The sequence below is a fragment of the Chitinophaga ginsengisoli genome (assembly GCF_003014595.1).
GTDB lineage: Bacteria > Bacteroidota > Bacteroidia > Chitinophagales > Chitinophagaceae > Chitinophaga > Chitinophaga ginsengisoli.
Genome location: NZ_PYGK01000005.1, coordinates 25,658 through 46,210, shown reverse-complemented (window position 1 = coordinate 46,210; position 20,553 = coordinate 25,658). Strand labels below are relative to the sequence as shown.

The 20,553-nt window shown below is 45.7% G+C and carries 11 protein-coding genes; 1 reads left to right on the top strand and 10 read right to left on the bottom strand.

Translation table 11 applies throughout. The features are described from left to right. Nucleotides 1–36 precede the first annotated feature (36 nt). From CLV42_RS13875 to CLV42_RS13830, 10 genes are all read right to left on the bottom strand, one after another. Complete coding sequence (locus CLV42_RS13875) at nt 37–1,050, bottom strand: FecR family protein (RefSeq protein ID WP_106602525.1); 1,014 nt, start codon at nt 1,048–1,050, stop codon at nt 37–39. Between the two features lie 203 nt (nt 1,051–1,253). Further along, the gene (locus CLV42_RS13870) at nt 1,254–1,838 is read right to left on the bottom strand and encodes an RNA polymerase sigma factor (protein WP_106602524.1); all 585 of its coding nucleotides are present in this window, start codon (nt 1,836–1,838) and stop codon (nt 1,254–1,256) included. Between the two features lie 292 nt (nt 1,839–2,130). Next, the gene (locus CLV42_RS13865) at nt 2,131–4,209 is read right to left on the bottom strand and encodes a T9SS type A sorting domain-containing protein (protein ID WP_106602523.1); all 2,079 of its coding nucleotides are present in this window, start codon (nt 4,207–4,209) and stop codon (nt 2,131–2,133) included. A gap of 41 nt (nt 4,210–4,250) precedes the next feature. Beyond that, nucleotides 4,251–5,420 (bottom strand): carbohydrate-binding protein, encoded by a 1,170-nt coding sequence (locus CLV42_RS13860; protein WP_106602522.1) that lies wholly within the window; start codon nt 5,418–5,420, stop codon nt 4,251–4,253. A gap of 78 nt (nt 5,421–5,498) precedes the next feature. Then, nucleotides 5,499–7,115 carry a glycosyl hydrolase family 18 protein gene (locus CLV42_RS13855; RefSeq protein WP_106602521.1) on the bottom strand — a complete coding sequence of 539 codons (1,617 nt, stop codon included), beginning with the start codon at nt 7,113–7,115 and terminating at the stop codon, nt 5,499–5,501. Between the two features lie 161 nt (nt 7,116–7,276). Further along, on the bottom strand, nt 7,277–8,731 hold the full coding sequence (locus CLV42_RS13850; protein ID WP_245901648.1) for a T9SS type A sorting domain-containing protein: 1,455 nt from the start codon (nt 8,729–8,731) through the stop codon (nt 7,277–7,279). 260 nt (nt 8,732–8,991) lie between these two features. Continuing rightward, complete coding sequence (locus tag CLV42_RS13845; RefSeq protein ID WP_106602520.1) at nt 8,992–13,089, bottom strand: glycosyl hydrolase family 18 protein; 4,098 nt, start codon at nt 13,087–13,089, stop codon at nt 8,992–8,994. 319 nt (nt 13,090–13,408) lie between these two features. Then, a complete protein-coding gene (locus CLV42_RS13840) occupies nt 13,409–15,721 on the bottom strand; it encodes an OmpA family protein (protein ID WP_106602519.1) in 2,313 nt (770 codons plus the stop codon). A 26-nt stretch (nt 15,722–15,747) separates the two neighbouring features. Next, the gene (locus tag CLV42_RS13835) at nt 15,748–16,755 is read right to left on the bottom strand and encodes a PorP/SprF family type IX secretion system membrane protein (protein WP_170117506.1); all 1,008 of its coding nucleotides are present in this window, start codon (nt 16,753–16,755) and stop codon (nt 15,748–15,750) included. 26 nt (nt 16,756–16,781) lie between these two features. Further along, the gene (locus CLV42_RS13830; RefSeq protein ID WP_170117505.1) at nt 16,782–18,515 is read right to left on the bottom strand and encodes a T9SS type B sorting domain-containing protein; all 1,734 of its coding nucleotides are present in this window, start codon (nt 18,513–18,515) and stop codon (nt 16,782–16,784) included. A 1,232-nt stretch (nt 18,516–19,747) separates the two neighbouring features. Between CLV42_RS13830 and CLV42_RS13825 the strand changes: the two genes are divergently transcribed. After that, complete coding sequence (locus CLV42_RS13825) at nt 19,748–20,413, top strand: response regulator transcription factor (protein WP_106602516.1); 666 nt, start codon at nt 19,748–19,750, stop codon at nt 20,411–20,413. Nucleotides 20,414–20,553: the final 140 nt, after the last annotated feature.

Below are 20,553 nucleotides of genomic sequence, written 5' to 3'. Positions count from 1 at the left end.
CATCAGGTAGGTTAACTGCTAATTGTGTCTTTTTGTCTAATGACAGTTACCTCCGGCAATTATATAGCCGTTTCCATTTTTATCCTTATTGATTTTGGCGTTCAGTGACACTGCGATCAGATCGAGTGCCTTTTCCAGGTCATCCACAATGTTTACATCTCCGTAAAATGCACAGTGTTGTATCCTTCCATCTACTTTAATATCTATATTATAATACCTCTGCAGGTCGCTTACTACTTTTATTATTTCTTCTCCATCATAAATAAACCGTCCCTGCTGCTTTTGCGAATAAAACCTTGCATCGTCGGTGGCGTCAGACATTTCCAGCAAATGCGTGTTACTGTGATATACCGCTCCTTTGTTGGCTGTGAGGATCACCTCTTTATCCTCCTGATTCTTCTCTCCTTTTGCTTCAACCTGAACCATGCCTGTCAGTACTACTACTTTTGCCTCTGTTATTTTCCTCGCTTCCATATTAAAGGAAGTGCCCAGTACTTTAGTGCTTATCAGCGATGAAGCAACGATAAAAGGGTGCTTATCATCTTTTTGTACGTTGAACAGTGCTTCTCCTGCAAGCGTTACAGTACGGTCTTTCCTGCCATAGTTGCCGGTGTACTTTAAAGTAGTGCCCGGCTCCAGGTAGGCAACCGAACCATCAGGCAGCGTAACTGTTTTCCTTTGCATCCCGGATGTAACTGAAAGTTGCCTGACGGGTTTTCTGAGCAGGCCCAGGATCCCTGCTCCTGCAATCAGGATGATGATAGCAGCAGCAGCTACTTTCCAGTGACTGAAGCCGATCCTTCTCACAACAGGTTCCGGTTCCCTGCGGGCGCTGATGCGCTGATGGATCTTTTCCAGTATACGCGCTGAATGTTCTCTTTCGAGTACAGGTTCTGCGCTGAGCAGGTCTGCGTCGTAGGCTTCTGCCGCAACTTCCCGCAGGTCTGTAAGATCGTTTTCATTCAAATACTGCAGCAGCCAATCCCGGTCTTCCTGTTTCCACTCCTTTTGATGCAACAGTTGCTTGAGGTATTCCTTCCTGTTCTGCACTATTTTGATGATTGTTTATCCTAAATACGGCGACCCTAAGGATGTGGGTGGGTGCGTTTACGAGAAATGTTACATATTCTTATTCATAATATGTCTAGCTGAGCATGGTTGGTCTTTTCATACTTTTAATTATATAAAGGCACCGCCATTAGTTTCATGGCACTTGCATTCTCTGTCTATAATGGTCCATTACGGTTTACGAACTAATTTTTCATTAATAAGAGGAGCAACAGCACATATTTGTGTTCCTTATTCTTTTGTATGTACTCATTGATCCGGCTCATCGCTATAGATAAATGTTCCTTAACGGTGTTTCTCGAAATTTTTAATTCTTCTGCTACTTCATCGTATGTTTTGCCTTCCAGTTTACATAAAGTGACAATCTTCTGCTTTTTGGGAGAAAGCTGGGAAAGGGCGTCCTCCAGTAAGCGGTATTGTTCTTCATAAGCACCTGGATTGTCCTCCCAGTTGCTGGTTTCGATGCTCAGATTATATAATTCCTTATGAAAAGTATGTTCCCGCAGTTTCTTCCGGGTATAATCCACCGAAAGGTTAAAACTGATCACAAACAACCATCCGGCAACTGATTGACCGGCATTAATGTCCTTTCTTTTCTCCCACAGGCGGGCAAAGACCTCCTGCAAAATATCTTCTGTTGCAATGGGTTCCTTAATAAATTTGAAAATATTTCGATAGACTGCCTGGTGATATTTCCAGTACAGGGCATCAAAGGCGCTTACGTCATCTGCTACTAATTTTACTACTAACTCGGCATCTTGTGTATTCATATCACGTCGTTTATATAATTCGTACTTCCCAATACAAATTATACGGCAGTTTTAATGGCTCCGGGTTTTCATTACAAGGTTAAATCTCCATCTTTTCGACATATAAAATAGTAACAATTCTTTTTATTATGTACTATTTTATCATAAAAAATTAAATTAAAAGTATTTGGAATGTATTTGCTACTGTAGAAAAGGGGAAAAGGTAAAAAGCAAAAAACAGGAGTTACCCCTTTTAGTAGGTGGTAATCCTGTTTTTTGCTTTTTTACACAATCCCTGCAAGCAGGTTACTTATTATTGCTTAACGATCTTCCTTATTTCAGTATCCTTACCGTTGAAGATCCTGATCAGGTATACACCTTTGGCTACGCCTGACAGGTCAATCTTCTCACCATTCACAATACGTTTGGCAGGCAGTACTGTTTTACCATCCAGTGCAAATACGCTTACGTAGAGGAATCCTTCCTTGCTGGTTGCAGTAGTTCTCACTACCACATCATTTACAAACGGATTCGGCAGTACGTTCAGCGTAGTACCCAGTTTGTTTTCAGTAGATGCTGAATTGATCTTTTCTATATACTGCAATGCACTTGTAGTACGTGCGGCTGTTTTAGCGGTCGAAGGCTGGATCACAATAGAAGAGGTCCAATCGTTCAGGTTCAGCGGCGCACCATTCAGTGACAGGTCTACCAGGCAGGAGAAGTCTCCTCTGAACAGGTATGCATCACCGCTGAAGTTATCGTCTTTATAAAGGATCGCTTCATAACCACTCGCTACTTTCAGGGAAGAGATATCATCATTTACGACACCTCTGGCCTGCAGCTGTGACAAGGTATAGCTACCAACTGTTAATCCAACAGCATATCCACCATAGTTACAATCTTTGTAAACTGTAGCTGCAGTAGTTGCAGAAACGGAACCGGTAATAGCATAGCTACCCAGGGAACCATAGTTGGAATAACCGGTACTAGCCGCATTCAGATAACCTGTACCGGTTACAGATACGTAATATGTACCTGCACCCAGTGTAGCGCTGATGGAGGCAGACAGTCCTGTAGGATTGCTGCTGGCCACCACACCACCACTGCTGTTATACAGTGTAGCCAGGATGTCCAGGTTTGGCTGACGGGTAGTTGTTGCAAAGTTCAGCGACACAGGACCACCGCTGGTAGTAAAGCTGTAGAAATCCACATCACCGGTACGCTCTATCACACCATTAGTATTTACGGAACCACCAGCGATCACGTTCAGGGCGGCTGCTGCGCCGGTAGTACCGCCTGCATCATCATTCCTATAACCGATACCGTTAGCGCTGCTGGCAATTTTTGCCAGATCATCTTCCAGCTGGCTGGCATTGGTATACTCACCTTTGCTCCATTGTACCACTGGTACATAGTAACCTACACCCATAATAGGTGCCCAGTTGCCCTGACCTGCATAGTACTCTTCAACAGGGTTGGTACGACCATCATGAGAAAGACCGAAAGTATGACCTACTTCATGAGAAGCTGCATCACCAGCGCCTTTCACGCCGCCATTGAATACCCAGCAAGGTGTTTCATTTCCCCAGGTGAAAGAACCAAGGTATGCAACGCCACCAGCTCCCGGAGCTGCGGTATTGGTCGGTGTGAAGATGCAACGCATTCTCCTGTTGGCAGGATAGGTGTTATATACTGCTTCGCTGTTGGTCACATTCAGTTTGAAGGGGCGGAAATCTTCACTTACCAGTTCCCACACTTCCTGCTGTTGCGCATCTGTAAGCGTAGACGCCGCTGCGTTGATGGGATTACCGTTGTTCCATAATGTACCTGATACATACTGACCATCAAAGTCCAGTAATACTACACCATTGGCGCCCGGAAGACTTTGCAGTTCAGGCAGGGCCTGTACGCTGGCATTAGCAGACGCTGCCCTTCCAGCTGTTCCCTGATCCGGTGCCTGTTTATAATCAATACATAAGAGTTCATCCAATGGTACTTCTTTCACATAGGCGGTACCGCTTTTATCTGTATAATATTTATAACCTTTTTTACTGTTGCGCAGGACGATGTTTCCTGTCACTTCTCCGTCTTTTACCTGCAGGTAGAAGGATGAACCAGGTGTGTTCTCAATTTCACCTATCACGGCTTCCATATTCTTACCATCTGAATGACGGATGTTCACTTTACCTGTCAGGACAGTGCCTGCGCCTATTTTGAGTTCTGTAGCGCTTACCAGTCTTGCATGTGGTTTTATAGCCTGAGAGCGGATATCCTGCAGAAGGCCTGCAGGAGTGCCCAGACGATAAGGCTCCTTTTGTTGTGCATATGTAACAACGGAAGCCGCCAGCAATGCCAGAGACGTTCCTGCGATATATTTTAACATTTTGCTCATAGGGAAAACTGTTTAACGTTTTTTTGAATAATAGATCTGGTTTACAATTTGGTGATGCGGAACCAGTTGATGTTCCATCCACCTGACTGGGCGAAGATGCCAAAGTTGTAAGTACCGGCGTTGATAGTAACGTTGTGCGAAATGGTTGTCCAGTTCTGCCATCCTCCTGTAGAAGGAATATCCAGGTAACCAAGCACGTTTGCACCCGCATTTACATCCAGTGACAAACGGCCGCCGCCATTCAGGCTGGCTACACGGTATTCTACCTTGTAGGTACCGGTAGTAGGAATAGTAACAGCAGGATAAGCCATCCAGTCGCCGGTTTCAATATAACCTACATTTGAACCGCCACCTGCATCAGTGGTAGCTTCTACCTGTACGCCGGACATTGCGCTATAGTTCTCAGCCTGGATAGTGGTAGAGAAGCCCGGATTAGTACCGCCGCCGTTCTGATATACTCTTACATAGTCCACATACATCTTGGCAGGCAGCGCGCCATTGTTCACAGTAAAGCCAGGCCAGTTACCGCCGATTGCAAAGTTGAGCAGGATGAAGAAATCTCTCTGGAACTCTTCGGTGCTGCCTACATTGTTGGCAATGTTGATCACATTGTACTGTGCACCGTCTACAAACCATTTAATGGCATTGGCGTCCCATTCAATGCTGTAGACATGATACCCGGTTACAGCTACCGGCGTAGTACCTCCATAGGAAGCATGGTTGCCATCGGTGCCTGTCCAGTGTACAGTTCCATTTATTTCTGCATTTGTGTTCACATGTTCCAGGATATCTATTTCTCCGCAGGATGGCCATCCAACCTGACCGATGTTGCTACCCAGCATCCAGAATGCAGGCCAGGAGCCCTGGAAAGAGGGTATGGCGATACGGGCTTCTATCTTACCGTATGTCCATGATTTTCTGCCCTGGGTTTTCATACGGGCAGAAGTGTAGTTCATACCACCAAAGCTCTCTTGTTTGGCAGTGATCACCAGCTGACCATTCTCGATGGTCGCATTTTCCGGGCGATAGTACTCTAATTCATTGTTGCCCCATCCACCGGAACCGGTACCGGTTTCGAATACCCAATCGGGGCCTATACTGTTCGTAAACTCGTCCTGCCAGACCAGCTGCCAGTTCTGGGCAGATGCAGCGCTTCCTGCAAGCGCCAGACCAGCGGTTAACATGAGGGACAATTTTAGTGATCTCATCATAAAAGGGTTTTGTTTAAATGGTTAATAAAAGGGACTGTGTAAAAAGGGAAACACGCTTCGCCGGAGGCCAGGGTCATATTATTCCTTCACGAATTTCTGGGTAACTTTCTTATCACCTTTTGTATATATCAGCAGGTAGGTACCGGCAGGAAGACCATCTACCTTAATGTTGCTAACGCCACCTTTGGCATTCAACACCTGTTTACCGGTCAGGTCATAAATAGTAATGATGCCACCCGGCTGATTGAAATCACCTTTCAGGTTCAGTGAGGTTGCTACAGGGTTTGGATATAATACAGGTGCTTTTTCAGCTACTTTGTTTTCAAACGCCAGCGCATTCTGACTTGTTGCAGCTACAGTAGCAGCGGCAGCAGCAGATACTTTTGTAATACGGATCCAGTTGATATTCCAGCCACCTGACTGTGCATAGATACCCAGTGCATAGGTACCCGCCGTAACGTTCACGTTATGTGATACCGTGGTCCAGGTCTGCCATCCGCCGGTAACAGGGATGTTCGCGTAACCCAGTACAGTAGCACCCGCATTGAGGTCAAGTGATAACTGACCACCAGTGCTCTGGCTAGCTACCCTGTACTCCACCTTGTAAGTACCGGAAGTTGGGAAGTTAATGTTAGCATATGCCATCCAGTCGCCGGTCTCGATGTAGCCTACGTTAGATCCGCCACCTTCATCTGTACAGGTTTCTGTCTGTACACCTGACATAGAAGTATAGCTTTCCGCCTGGATCAGTGTACCACCGGTAGGAGGAGGATTCGTTCCACTACGGTCAAGCTTTACCTGGTAGATAGCGCTCAGCAGGGAGTTAGCGTTATTAACATCCTGAGACAACTCCCACATCATAATACCACCACCCTGATCGAATGCCAGGTTGGTTTTGGATTTGATGGTAGGAATACCGTTGTAGTAGTCGCTGCCGAAATAATCAGAATTCGGACTGGCTCCCTGTGACAGCAATGTAGCATAGCTATTCCAGGAAGGGCGGGCATAGAAAGGCACACCTAATATGGCTTTCGCCTTAGGCAGGCCTCTGCCAACCCAGTATGACAGTGACTGAGATGCGTAATTGTAAGTAGAGTGTTCGTAATTATTATAGTCATAAGCCATGAGGTTTAAGTAATCAACTACATTGAATACTCCGTTGAGGATGCTGGCACCACCGGTACCAACAACAGCTGCTGTGAGCAGTTTTCCCTGGTTATGCAATGCAGTGGATAACTGCTGCATCAGTGCCAGGTAGTTGTTTGCAGAAGCTCCGTTATCAGGATATTCCCAGTCGATGTCCACACCATCCAGTCCGTACTGATTAACGAAACTGATCATGGTATTAACGAAATTGGTACGATAAGATGCATTTGCAGCTAATGATTCAAATGCACCATCATCACCATTGTTCCAACCACCCACTGCTATCAGCACTTTCACACCATTGGCATGACCGCTGCTAACGAGGCTGGATAATTTGGAAGGATTTTCGATGGCCTGCAGGCCACCTGTAGAAGTTGGTAATGCGAAGGCGTAGTTAATGTGCGTCAGTTTACTGTACTGGATCGCACTTACACTGCCAGACCAGGAAGGCATATAGCCTACTACCTTGAACTGGGCAAATGTCTGTACGGACATAAACGCACCTGCTGCCAGCAGCAGACACGCCTTGATCCATTTTGTTGTTTTCATGCTCTATTATGTTTTGAGGGATAAAAAATAAGCCGGTCATGAACCGTGCATGCCATATTACAAGTTCCACCATTGCCTCCGGACAAAGACGTGTTTCCCTTTATACGCTCATGTACAAGAAGTGTAAAGCAGAACTTGTAACAAGGATATATTTCAAATGGTTATTGCTTTATGAACTGGCGGGTTACTTTACTGCCATTCCTGTTAAATACCAGGGTATATACGCCCGGCCGCAGCCTGGACAGGTCCAGCCTGTTAATAGTGTTCCTGAACGACATGACCGACCTGCCTGTCATGTCAAATACCTGCATAAATACGCCTGTTAAATTTTCATCGGCGGCCAGTATCAATTCACTGTTTGCGGGGTTAGGATAAAGGATAAATCCTTTTACTAACGGAGCCGAAGAAAAACTGGTCTGCCGCCCTGCTTCTTCAGCAGTTCTCGCGCCCGTACCTGCGCGTATGATCAGGGAGCTTGCCAGATCGTTCCAGCCCTCATCCACAAGACAGTCGTTGCTGGCGGTAAGCGCCAGGGAATTGCCGCCAAAGTTATCGTCTACGTATAAGCGTGTACTATAGCCGCTGTTTACTGTTACAGATGAAATATCGTCGTTCCTGATACCAAAGGAACGCAGCCTGGTAAGGTTGTAATCACCTGCCGGCAAACTGATACCCAGTCCGCCGTAATTACAGTCCCTGTAAAATGTTGCCGCAGCGGTGCTGAGCGTACCACCGCCAAATACATTCCTGATGGCAGTAGCATAAGCGGCCGTTTGTGCACTGTTGTCAATATCATCATACAGCCACATAAAACCACCTTTGATACGCGCACTGCAACTACTCTTCCAGGTATTCAGCTGGCTTTGCACCTGTGACGTTGACTTCTCTGCATCCCACAGGCCGGCATATACTGGTATAGTGCCGAAGTTCCAGTTACAGGGAGAATTACTTTTGCCACCGGAATAACACTGTAAATCTATTCTGTCAATCGTGCCGGCACGCTGGTTATTGGTGCTGGTAGCTACGCTTGTCCAGAAACCGGAATTGGTATAAGGCACCAGGCTGACCTTAAAACCCAGGTTGCCCAGCATTACCGCCAATGCAGTAGCTGAACTAACGTCATATGTACTTTCATCATCAAAGCCGATGGCATCCACCATCGGGAAGGTATTCCGCAATGCCTGGAAGTTACGGTACAGGATACTGCTGCTGCCCGTACCCTGTGAAGCAATGAGATTCTTTATGTTTGCAAAGGTAGAAGATCCCCAGCCGCTGAGACAGAACTCCAGCCTGTTGATAGTAGTGGGCGCAGACTTCAGCCGCGCCATGTCATCTGCAAAATTGGGATAGGAACTGCCCCCTACATACGTGCCATTCTGCACCAGGGGAAATTCCGCATTGAAATTAAAATTACCGCTGGCATCAATGTGAATGGTCCATACCACTACATAAGTATATCCTGAATTTCTCAGCTCATTGATGGCGTAGCTGCGGTTCTTGTAAATGGGGCCTCCTCCATAAATACCTGATTGCGCCAGCACCGTGAGGTGGCCGGCTGCAATCAGGACAGGAATAATAAAGCGCTTAATACATAACTGTGTAAAATTTTTAATCATACGATGGAATTTTAGCGTCAACAAATAAAATGACTATTCGATTATTTCGAGGGAGGTGAAGGGCACTTATGGCCTGATTCACAGAAAGAGCACGTTAACCAGTGTATTGACAATAGGTCTAAAAAGCAGCATAAGACTCTCGTTGATATGGTTGACAGGTTGATGGTTGACAGATAATCAGGAAAAACAGCGATCAGAAACCAGGAATCAGGAACCAGGCCGAAGCCTTAGTTCCTGATTTCCGATTCCTAAGTTACGGCTTACAGGCGTACTACTTTCGCAGTACCTTTATGCCCGTTCTTCAGGTGACTTGTTTTCAGGATCCAGGAACCTGCTGGTACCTGAGATACATCCAGATCAACTGTTTGCTGGCCTTTAGAACCTGCGATATATTGTTTACGGATCACGGCGCTACCGCCGCCGGTGCTCCACAATTCGATCAGTACTTTCTCACCTGCTGCAGCATTGAACTGTACTTTCAGTGTAGTACCTGTCAGCGGGTTAGGGAATACCAGTACTTTCTCATTTACTACGTTATCAGGTACCGGAGATACTGCTGCTACGGTTGCAGCACTTGCTCCACATGCACCCAATGGTTTCCACCAATAGTCAGCTGTACCTGGCGTTACATTGTACAATCCGTTAGACAGGCTTTGATACAGGTTACCGTTGTATACCACTTTATCGCCCAGGTTGTACACCGCAGGGTAAGGCTGGTATGTTGGTACACCTGCACAGTTACCGGTGTTACCACCGCCACCAACTGTGATAGTTACCGCACCGCTGGTAGTTGAAGCGTTACCGTTGTCGGTAGCTTTAGCAGTGATGCTGTAAGAACCAGCTGCAACATTGCTCCATGTGTAAGAGTAAGGGCTTGCAGTTGCTTCACCCAGTTTGGTGCTGCCATTGAAGAATTCAACTTTAGCAACAGTACCATCAGCATCAGATGCACTAGCCTGGATGGTTACAGTAGCAGGAGCTGTGAATGTAGCACCGCTGGCAGGAGAAGTGATGCTTACGGACGGCGCCTGGTTACCAGGATTAGTTCCACCACCGCAATCGCGTACATATGCCCAAACCTGACCGTCGCCGGTGTGGGTATCAGGCTGCTCGTTCTGTGTCCACCATTTTGCGTTGTAGATCTTACCGTTGTAAACAACCTGCATGTTAGCGGTATAAACACCGCTAGCTGTCCAGGCAGCAATACCGTCGCAGGTATTATTACCTGTACCGTTTACAGTTACTGATACTACAGATGATGTAGCAACAGCACCGCCGTTATCAGTAGCAACAGCTGTCAGGCTGTAAGTGCCTGCTGCTACGTTAGTCCAAGAATAGGTATAGGGAGCAGAAGTGGCCTGACCTAATTTGGTCGCACCATTATAGAATTCAACTTTAGAAACAGTACCATCAGCATCAGATGCACTTGCAGTGATAGTGATGGAAGCAGGAGCAGTGAAAGAAGCACCTGCAGAAGGAGATGTGATGCTCACTACCGGAGCCTGGTTGCCCGGAGTAGAACCGAAGAAGTAAGGATAGTAGTTGGCAGCGAACTCGTTGTTGTTCACTTTGTCCCAGTTGATGGACCATGTCATGATACCACGCAGACCAGGATAACCAGCTGCTTTACGCAGAGTGTAGCCACCGCCGTAAGATTGACCTTTAGTCAGATAGTTCAGCGCTTTCTTTACTTCAGCAGGAGCAGTATAACCGCTACCAGCAGCACCAGGAGCAGCAGGCAGACCGAATGCTACCTGATCTTCACGCAGTGCAGGGAAAGTCTGGCTGGTACCTGATACAGGGAAGCCCTGTAACAGCATCTCAGTCATTGATACGATGAAGTCAGCAGTAGCTGAGTTGTATACTTTGTTGTCCAGACCCATTACAGAACCGGTGTTATACAGCTGTGGCTGTATCCAGGACAGTTCGTTACGCAGACCATAGATGATAGGCAGATAAGCACCTACCAGCGGAGAATAGGTAGCGCCATAAGCTGTCTGTACATAGTATGTTTCTGGCGCCATTGTCAGCAGACAGTTTTTACCCTGTGCCTGACGGTAAGCTACGATCTCTTTCACAGCTGCGATCAGGTTCACTACTTTAGGCGTAGTTGGCGCCATAAAGTTGTTATCACCGTTATTCAGCTGCAAGGAAGTACCACCTTCAATATCGATATCAAAACCATCGAAGTTATATGAGTCCAGCAGGTTCTTCATACTGGTAACAAATGACTGCTTGTTAGCAGCTGTAGCCAGCATGAGCGTACCGGTTTCACCACCCAGTGACAGTAATACTTTTCTACCCTGTGATTGCAGTGTAGCGATATCAGCTTTGAAATCGGCTACAGTAGCACCATCCGGAGTAAAGCTTACAGTAGAGTAGTCGCTGCCGGTAGTACCGAAAGCTACTTCAATCACATTATAACGGCTGTCCACATCGCGTAAGCGTACATATGGAGCAGATGCCAGGTTCCAGTTGTGCCAGTAACCTACCACTACTTTACCGGTAGCAGGAGGAGGATCAACTGTACCGTTTTTAACGGTAACAGATACTGCAGATGAAGTAGTAGTACCACCTGCATTGTCAGTAGCTACAGCAGTAATGCTGTAAGTACCTGCAGCTACATTGTTCCAGGAAATACTGTACGGAGCAGCAGTAGCAGTACCCAGGCTGGTAGCGCCATTGAAAAACTGTACTTTTGCAATGCTGCCATCGCTGTCTGTAGCGTTCGCACTTACAGTGATGTTTGCAGGTGCGGTGAATGTTGCATTTGCGGTTGGTGCAGTCAGGTTCACTGACGGAAGCTGGTTTGTTGGCGTGCTGCCATCAGCGAATACAGCGTTGATCTTGTTTACAAGCGGAGAAGTAGTGTTAGGACAATAGATAAGCTTGCCCTTAGCAACGGTGCTGCTGGTCATGTTCAACATGTCACCGAATACCTGCCAGATAATTACACCTGCCAGTCCATTGTCCTTGATATATTTAGCTTTCTCTCCTACTGAACGCTCGTTATCATAGCTAAGGAAATAATTGCCTTTTGTTTTATAAGGTACTTTTGCTACATCATCCCATCCTTCAGTCCATCCGGAGCCTGTCTGCTGCAGGATGTAGCTGTAGTTAGGCGTACCATCCCACAAGTCTTTCTGCCAGTTGGTATAGTCAGCACAAGTCTGGATAGGACCATCCGGCTGTACTGTCTCTGCACGTTTTGTAGTAGCTGCATTCAGTGCAGCAGTACCAGTGGTTACAACACCACGGCCATAGAAAGGAGCACCGATGTTCACTTTAGACATGTTCACCCCCAGGGCTTTCAGCGCTTTCACAGTAGCGTCTACAGAGAAGTTGCTGTATTCGGCACCAGGATAGTCGTACAGTGGCGCGTTGTGACCGGCTTTATTAGACCATCCGCCATTGTAATCGTAGGTCATCATGTTGTAATAATTCATTGAATTATTCAGACGTGACCAGTTAAAACCCTGCAGTTTAGCAGGAGCAGCAGCGAATGCAGCTGTGATCAGTTTATTAGGACCGATAGCCGCTCTTACTGCTTCTACCAGTGTTGCGAAGTTGTTGAAATCAGCAGTGCTGTATTTTTCGATGTTCATACCCGCATCATTAGGATATTCCCAGTCGAAGTCGATACCATCAAAGCCCATGTTCATCAGATCTACGCAATTGGCTACGAACTTAGCGCGTTTAGTTGCGTCAGCAGCCATTTCAGGGTAGTGTTTACACATACTCCAGCCACCGATGGAAGCCATTACTTTTACACCTTTAGCGTGTGCCAGGTCAATTAAACCCTGTGCACCACCCTGTTTAGGAACAGATAAAGGGAATGCACCGGTTTGTCCTGTATTTACGTTTTTCCAGCCGCTACCTTCATTACGGTATCCCAGGGTGTAAGCATAGCTACCATCTGAAATATAATATAAAGGAGCATCCAGTTCACCTTTTAACAGAAACAGGTCCCAGCTGCTGTAAATGTCCTCATTTAGCAGGGCAGCAGGTTCCTGTACGGCGCCTACCTGATAGATATTCTTGTTACGGAAGTCCCCACTGTGCAGGGAACCGTCTTTCGCTACACCAAAGAAGGAGAAGTTCAGGATGGTGTACTGCGAATAATCCACGTTCAGCTGGTTATAACCTCCTTTGGGCACAATTCCAGACACCTCTTTCCAGGCATCCCATTGGGTGATATATCCTATCACCTGTTTGTTGTGGTTCTTTGTCGTTGCGGGCACTTGCGGGGTCACCTGCGCCCTGAGGGGGGATAAACCCAGCATGAGCAGCAAGAGCAGCAATGCATGTCTTACGCGATGGTATGACAATGCGCTACGAAAGGTAAAGTTTACTTTCATTTATGATGGTTTTTTGAGAACGATATGGACCTTTTGGTTTATTACTGCTTACATCCAGGCCACAGGTTGTTATTACGTCAGGTTGCTCTCTAAATAAGTATGTGCAGCATAAGACCGGTCTTCACAGGCAAATGGTATTATTTTAAGGCGTATGGTTAATATAAAATGTCTCTTGAATCGCTCTTTTCCAGACTCTCTATAAAGGTGTCGTACCTAAGGTGTTAAGGTACCATCCCAAAAATAATTTTTTTTGTTATATGCAAAACGCCCTCCCGGCATTATACCGGGAGGGCGTTTTTTATTTTTCTACTATAGAATGCTATTTGTGAATGATTTTCAGCATGGTACGTCTTGCGCGCATGTACTGTTCATCCGTACAAGGTACACCTTTACCGCATGGATCATTAGGATCTTTACCGATGTTCTCGTAGTAAAGTTTGCTTGAAACTACACCTTTCCTTACCAGGTATTCAATTACTGCGTAACAACGTAAAGCGGAGAGATCCTTATTGTAAGCATCAGAACCACGGCTGTCGGTATAAGAACGTATCTGCAGTTTCCAGTCAGGATACTGGTTCAGTACCACAGCTACCCTATCCAGCAGGTTTCTTGATTTAGTGGTCAGTACCGCACTGTTATAGTCGTAGTAGAACTCCATGTTTTCCATTTTACTCTGGATAGCATGGTCCATTTCTGACATTTCAACGTCTTGTCTGGTTTGTTGCGGCTGCGCTACAGCTACCGTTTCGATCTTCTCAGCCGGTTTTTCAGCAACTGGCTCTGGTTCGTACTCGGATTTTGTCTCTGTTGCAGGCGGTGTTACTACAGGAGCGGCTACTACCACAGGCGTCTTCACCGGTTTCTTGGTTCCTGTTTTAGCAGGAGGTGTGCGTTTGCCTGGTGTTGTTTTTACCGGTTCACTTACTGGTTCTTTTACCGGCTCGCTCACTGGCTCATTTTTCGCTACCAGCGGTTCTGAAGCCTGATGCTGCGTAGTACTAACTGTAGTTGGAATATCTATCGGAGCACTTACCTGCTGTTTCGGAGAGTGTACTACTGGTTCCTCAGCAGGTTTTGCAGGCGTTGGTGTCGATGAAGCAACGGTTCCTGGTAAACTGATCGGCGCAGTTACTGTCTGTCTCGGAGAAACCACTGTCGGTTCATCCGGTTTTGGAGTAGTTGTTTCTGCTGGTTTCTCAGCAGGCTTGTTCTGTGCCAGTATTACCGGGTTTGGATTTGATCCTGGTTCCGGATCTTTATATGGCTGGATACCTTCGTCGTTATTAAATCTCTCTGTGAAGTGTGTATCCATGAAGCGGTAGATATCGTCGCTACCACCACCACCCGGGCGGTTGGAAGAGAAGTACCCTTCATACATATTCGCCTTCATGATGAAGCCCAGATCATCGCCACCGGAGTTGAACGGATAACGCAGGTTCTGCAGGCGATGCCATTCAGTACCCTTACCCGCTACACGGAAGATGTCGAAACCTCCCATACCAGGGTGACCTTTACTGGAGAAGTATAACATATCTTCTTCATTATAGGTAGGGAATGCTTCGTCAAAAGGAGTGTTGATAACCGGACCGCAGTTTTTAGGTTTACCCCATCTGCCATTCTTCTGTTTTTCGCTATACCAGATGTCCATCCTACCCTGACCGCCTTTTCTGTTGGAAGCAAAGTACATGGTCTTACCATCACGGCTGAGGGCAACGTGACCAGTAGAATAACCGGTTGAGTTGATCTCTTTCAGTGGTTCCAGCGGTCTCCATTCATCACCTGATTTCACAGACCAGAACACCATCATTGTACGTTCACCATTTACAGGACCGCGTTTCTTACGGTTGGCGATATCCTGCTGCCAGGAGTTCAGTGTTACATAGATGGTATCTTCCCTGGCGTTGAAACATACAGGTCCGACGTGGTATGGCACCAGGGCTAATAACTGTGGTACTACTTCTTCAACGAAAGTATTAGCCACACCCTGTGAATATTGTTTAAAGATATATGCCTTGTAATAAGGCTGATTGGTACGTGTATCAATCTTCGGATTCTTCTCAGGCAGGAGGTTCATTGTCATCTTACGATAACCGTTGGATACCAGCAGGAGACCTTGTCTTGTTACACCGCTTACATAATCAGAACCGGAGGAGCTCAGCTCCTTGATATTTTCCATCGCCATGTCCAGACGGTTCGTCTTCCAGGCGATAGCGCTATCACAGCCAGCCATCATAGCATTCGCTAAACGGACGCTATCCGGCTTTGAACTTTTAAATTTGGCTATTTGTTGTTTTGCTTCAACATATTTACCCGCGCTCTTTAATATTTCCCCGTATTGCAGGTGTGCCACTGGCGGACAATCAGGACGTTCATCCATTTTCTCATACCAGAAGGCAGCATCGTCATACTGGCCAATTTCACGGTTACAGGCAGCTATACGTTCCAGGAGATCAATAGAAGTTTTGGTTTTCTTCTTTGAAATGATCCTGCCATACAGGGATCCTGCAACTGCATATTCCTGTCTTTCAAAAGCCTCATCAGCCCTTACCCTCACGCTTTTCTGCTCCTGGCCAAACAGCATCACCGGAACCGTCAGAGTGGTGCACAATAGTATCGCGTAACAACGTAGCATATGGAGATTTGATGATCTTTTAAATATTAAAAATAGCGGGGATTGGATGTGCTGAAAAGCTTTGAATTAAATAACAGACCAATTGAAAGTTCATGCGAACCACCCTGTATACCTGCCAGTTTGTTCATGCTGTAGTCATAGGAATAACCTACACGGAACTTCGGAGAGATATAGTATTCGAGGATAGCACTGGCCGCATTGGCTTTATCAAGTGATGTATTGATAACTGATTTCTTGTTGAATACAGAGAGGTTTGTTCTGTAGGAACCGCCTATCCATAAAAGTTCATCTATGTGCATCATCAATGTTGCGTCCAGACCTGCAGGACCTGCGAAGTCAGTTTTAAACAGCACTGATGGTTTGAGGTAAATTTTATCATTCACCGGGAACATGTAACCTGCAGTTAAGTAGACATGCTGTTTTCTTTTGATGCTTTCATATGTATATCCTCTCCATTTATAACCGGAGCTGGTGTACTTGGAAAAGAGATCCAGTGCAGACACACCGATATAGAGGGAAGGAGTATAGTAATAGATACCTACACGTGCATCAGGAGCAGTGGATTTGGCAGAACCATCAGGAATGATACGGTCGCCATTATCCAGGTAAATGAGGTCTTTACCGCTCAGGCCATACTGAGTAGCACCCACACCGATACCGAGGCAAAGGCGGCGGGTATCTTCTTCATCGAGGCGTATACGATAGGAATAGGAAGCGTAAAGGGACACAGCGCTCTGAGGCCCCAGGTTATCCATCATAGCCTGTACGCCCAGACCAACGTTTGCGTCTTTGGTACCTCTGTTCAGAGGGCCATCCAGTGATACACTGGCTGTACGTGGAGCACCCTCAAGACCAGTCCATTGCTGGCGGTAGGCGGCGTTGAGATGTAGTACATCCTTATAACCTGCATATGCAGGATTGATGCTCAATCCGTTGAAGATATACTGGCTGAACTGGACACTTTGCTGTGCACGGGAACCTGCTGCCAGGCAAAGTAATAATACTACAGTAAACCATTTTTTTGTCATGTACATAATTGCACTTTTAGGATCGCAGTTCATTATCTAATAATCATTACCCAACCTTTGAAAACTTTCACCCCTTCGGTAGGGCTGTTCAGTTCAAGGCGATAGTAATAGGTACCTTCGCTTAATCCCGTCGCATCCCAGCTGTTCTGATAGTTCTTGTCCTGGTATACAACACCTCCCCAACGGTTGAATATGTTTAATGTACTGTTAGGGTATTTATCAATTCCTCTTACTATAAAGTAGTCGTTCTTTCCGTCAGAGTTTGGCGTTACTACGTTGGAAATCACCATACCAGCAGCTTTACCGGCTGTCTTGATACTTGTTACGGTTCCCTTGTCGCAGCCTGCTTCTTTAGGATCGCAATGATATGTTGCTTTGGAAGTGGAGTCGGAGTTACCACCGATCTGGATCCTTGCTGTGTTATCAATGCTCTTTATACCATCGGGTAAAGGATCAACTTTTACTTTAAAGTGGAGTGTGGCAATCGCACCGGCGGCCAGGTTATTTACTGCCCACATTACTGTGTTGGAACCTACCAGGTGGATACCACCATCTGTAGCGGATACAAAACTTGTCAGCGCCGGAACCGGATCACTTACCTGAAGGGTAGAGATGGTAGTGTTACCTGTGTTACGTACATATATAATATATGACAGCTCTTCACCGGAGGTTACACTTGCTTCACCGCTGGAGTTCAGTACTATTTTCCATCCTTCAAAAGAAACTACGCTTACAATAGGAATTGAAGTCGATGGTTTACCTGCACCATTTGGATCTGGCTGGTTAGGATCTGTAGCCAGGGAAGGCAGTGTTGCAATGAATCCTTTACCGTTTCCGTTATTTACATAGGCTGTATTCTCAATGGCTTTCGCGCCTGTCAGGTCTGTTGCCACCCTTACACGGAAAGAACGAACGGCAGACTGTCCCGGATCCAGCAAAGGAATGGTCCATGTGAGCAGGTTATTAGCGTCAGGAGCTGCGTCCTGAGAGTCGTAGAAGTTAGTATATACCGGAACGTAGTCAGTAACGATTACATTCGACAGTTGCTGTGTACCGGTATTCTGTACGTGTATTACATAAGTAACGAGGTCGCCTGACTGGATGGTGTTGTTAGGACCTGTAGCAATGTAGCTTACGCTCTTCCAGCTGATGGAGTTCATTCCATTATCAACCGGAGTTCTTGTAGCAGGCCAGCCTTTGTCAGCGCCTAGGGCTGCGTTTATATTGTTATCGACTGCCGGACCGAAGGTGTGCTGTAGTCCGTTTCCATCGCCTATATCTACATATCCTGTATTATTAATGTAGTCTACACCTGCTAAGGTGCCATCCACATTCACAGAAACGGTAACAAAAGTCTGGGCTCCGGGGGCGAGTGCGATGTTGTTCCATGTCAGCACATCATTATTAAGGGTACCTCCAGGAGAGGCGCCATAAAAAATGGTGTGTACTGGCAGTGTGTCTACTACGCGCACTGTCAGAGCTTCATCACCGGTATTTTTAATAAAGATCTTATAGTCGATCTGATCTGGCACTTTCACAGCACCGTTGGTACCTGAACCGTTATATGAATATGCCATCCATATGTCAACGGATTTGGTATAGGGTTTACCATTTACGGTAACACCAGTAGCTGCTTTTTTTACCGCTGTCGGAATATTTGCCTTCGCTGGCAACCATGTCATACCTACTATAAAAAGTAGCATGAACAGGCATCGATCAGACATTTTTTTAATGTCGGTAAAGACCAGGCCAACTCGCTGCTGCATCGATGTTAGCAGATTTAAGCGAGAATTATAATTTATGCGCATAGGCTTAGGATTACTGCAAATAGTATATTTTGAATGCTGTTGTACCAATGTATTGCTCTCATTAGAAACGCCGTCCACCAACTGTTGTCTTATTATTATATATATAGATCCGGGCAAGCCGGGGCTGGTGATCAGGCATATGGAATATAGCTCTCAGAGCAGTCCACAATTCGTATAAGGCAGCGTTCTTCATTGGTTATAGGATTATGATTTATAAATATCCGACAGTCAAGGATATAGTAAATTCGAATATAAAAATATCTATATTTATTGATAAAACAATATCTTTTTAAAAATTAATGAGCATTACCCCCTCCTACTTCTCAGTTATAAATCAGAACATTACAGATGAAATAAGGGCATATAACATGCATTTTGGCATATAAAAATGGCCATTTTCCGGGATCAATCACATGACATTTTCTCAACATATGAACCCTTGTATTACCTTGCTGACGTAGGCTTCCGGGCGTTCAAATATATATTTTGTTTTATACAATAAACATACAGTGAGTCAACGTTATAACTACCTTTACCGCCTCTACGAAGAGAGGGGTTATCCACATTTTTTAGAAGGAAAACGGCCCTAAATGTGGATAACTTTTTATGTGGTGCTTGTACGCATATTTTCAAAAGGCCATTTTTTATAATATTATTTTACCCCTATTCCATGAGATTATCGCTAACCCATGATTTACACTATGAAACTTCTATATGTAAACAAATCGCTATATTTACTAATATAAATGTAGTCACCTAGATTACTTTACCAGGCCCGGCGAGAATAAGCAGTAAGTATATGCTCACCTTTTTTTGAGTACTAGCGCTTATTTTATATATGACGAAGATCATTAGTTGAAATCGCACCCGTTATTCTATTCATATTTACGCCACTGGAAAGACCAATTCCCATATCTTCTACCTGAAAGACCATGTTACTAAACAGCTGATGGAGGCTGCACGCGAGACGGAAAATTAACTATGCCATACGTGTGTCTGCATCTACCGCTTAACTACTTAATATTAACCAATTAAAAATGCACACGACCATTCCATTCTGTTTTTATGAGAGTAATTCTGGCCAGCGGAGACCGGAGCCATTAAGCATGCCCGACAAGTATCCCCCATATATATGGGTATTGTAATCGGTTACATTCATACCTGTATGTCAACCTGCAAACACTTTTCTGATGAATACTGCAGTCTATAAAATTTTACTTGTAGATGAGGATCAGGTATTTGTAAGACAGACCCGGCAGTTATTGATTACCCAATCTTATGATATTCATACAGCGTCCTCAGAAGAAGAAGGAATCATCATCTGCCAGCAACAGCAACCCGATCTTATCATTTGCGGTGCACACCTGCGTGGAACAGGCGGGCATCATTTTATTATGGCTTTAAGGAACGATCCTGGTTTTGATCATATTCCGCTGATCTTTATCAGTGTAAAAGACAACAAACAGGAAATGCGCATGGCCATGAACCTTGGAGCAGATGACTACCTGGCAAGGCCGTTCAGAAAACGTGACCTGCTGCTCAGCATCCGCTCCCGGCTGGGCCGCTTCGCTAAGTTCAATCATGTGCATACGCCTGACGAAACCAGGAGTGTATCACTTGCTAACTCATCAACCGCACAACAGGCGCTGTATCACCGGCTTGGTAAAGCTGAAAACCGCATCATAAAAATGATCGCAGAAGGCAAAAGTACCAAGCAGATGGCTGATGAACTGAATGTCAGCATCCGTACCATCGAAAATCACCGGTACAGGATAGCCGGCAAACTGGGTATTGCCGGACGCAATGCGCTGACTGAATTTGTGATCCGGAATATTATACAGCAGCAAAAACAGTAGCCTACAGGAACCGGTTAAGGATCGGGGATCAGAAACTCAATACAGCGGCGACTTTACAAAGCCGCCGCTTGCGATGAACTGACTAAAGTATCAGAATGTCGATTTGTATTCGTATTTTCTCATTCCTGATTCTTAATTCC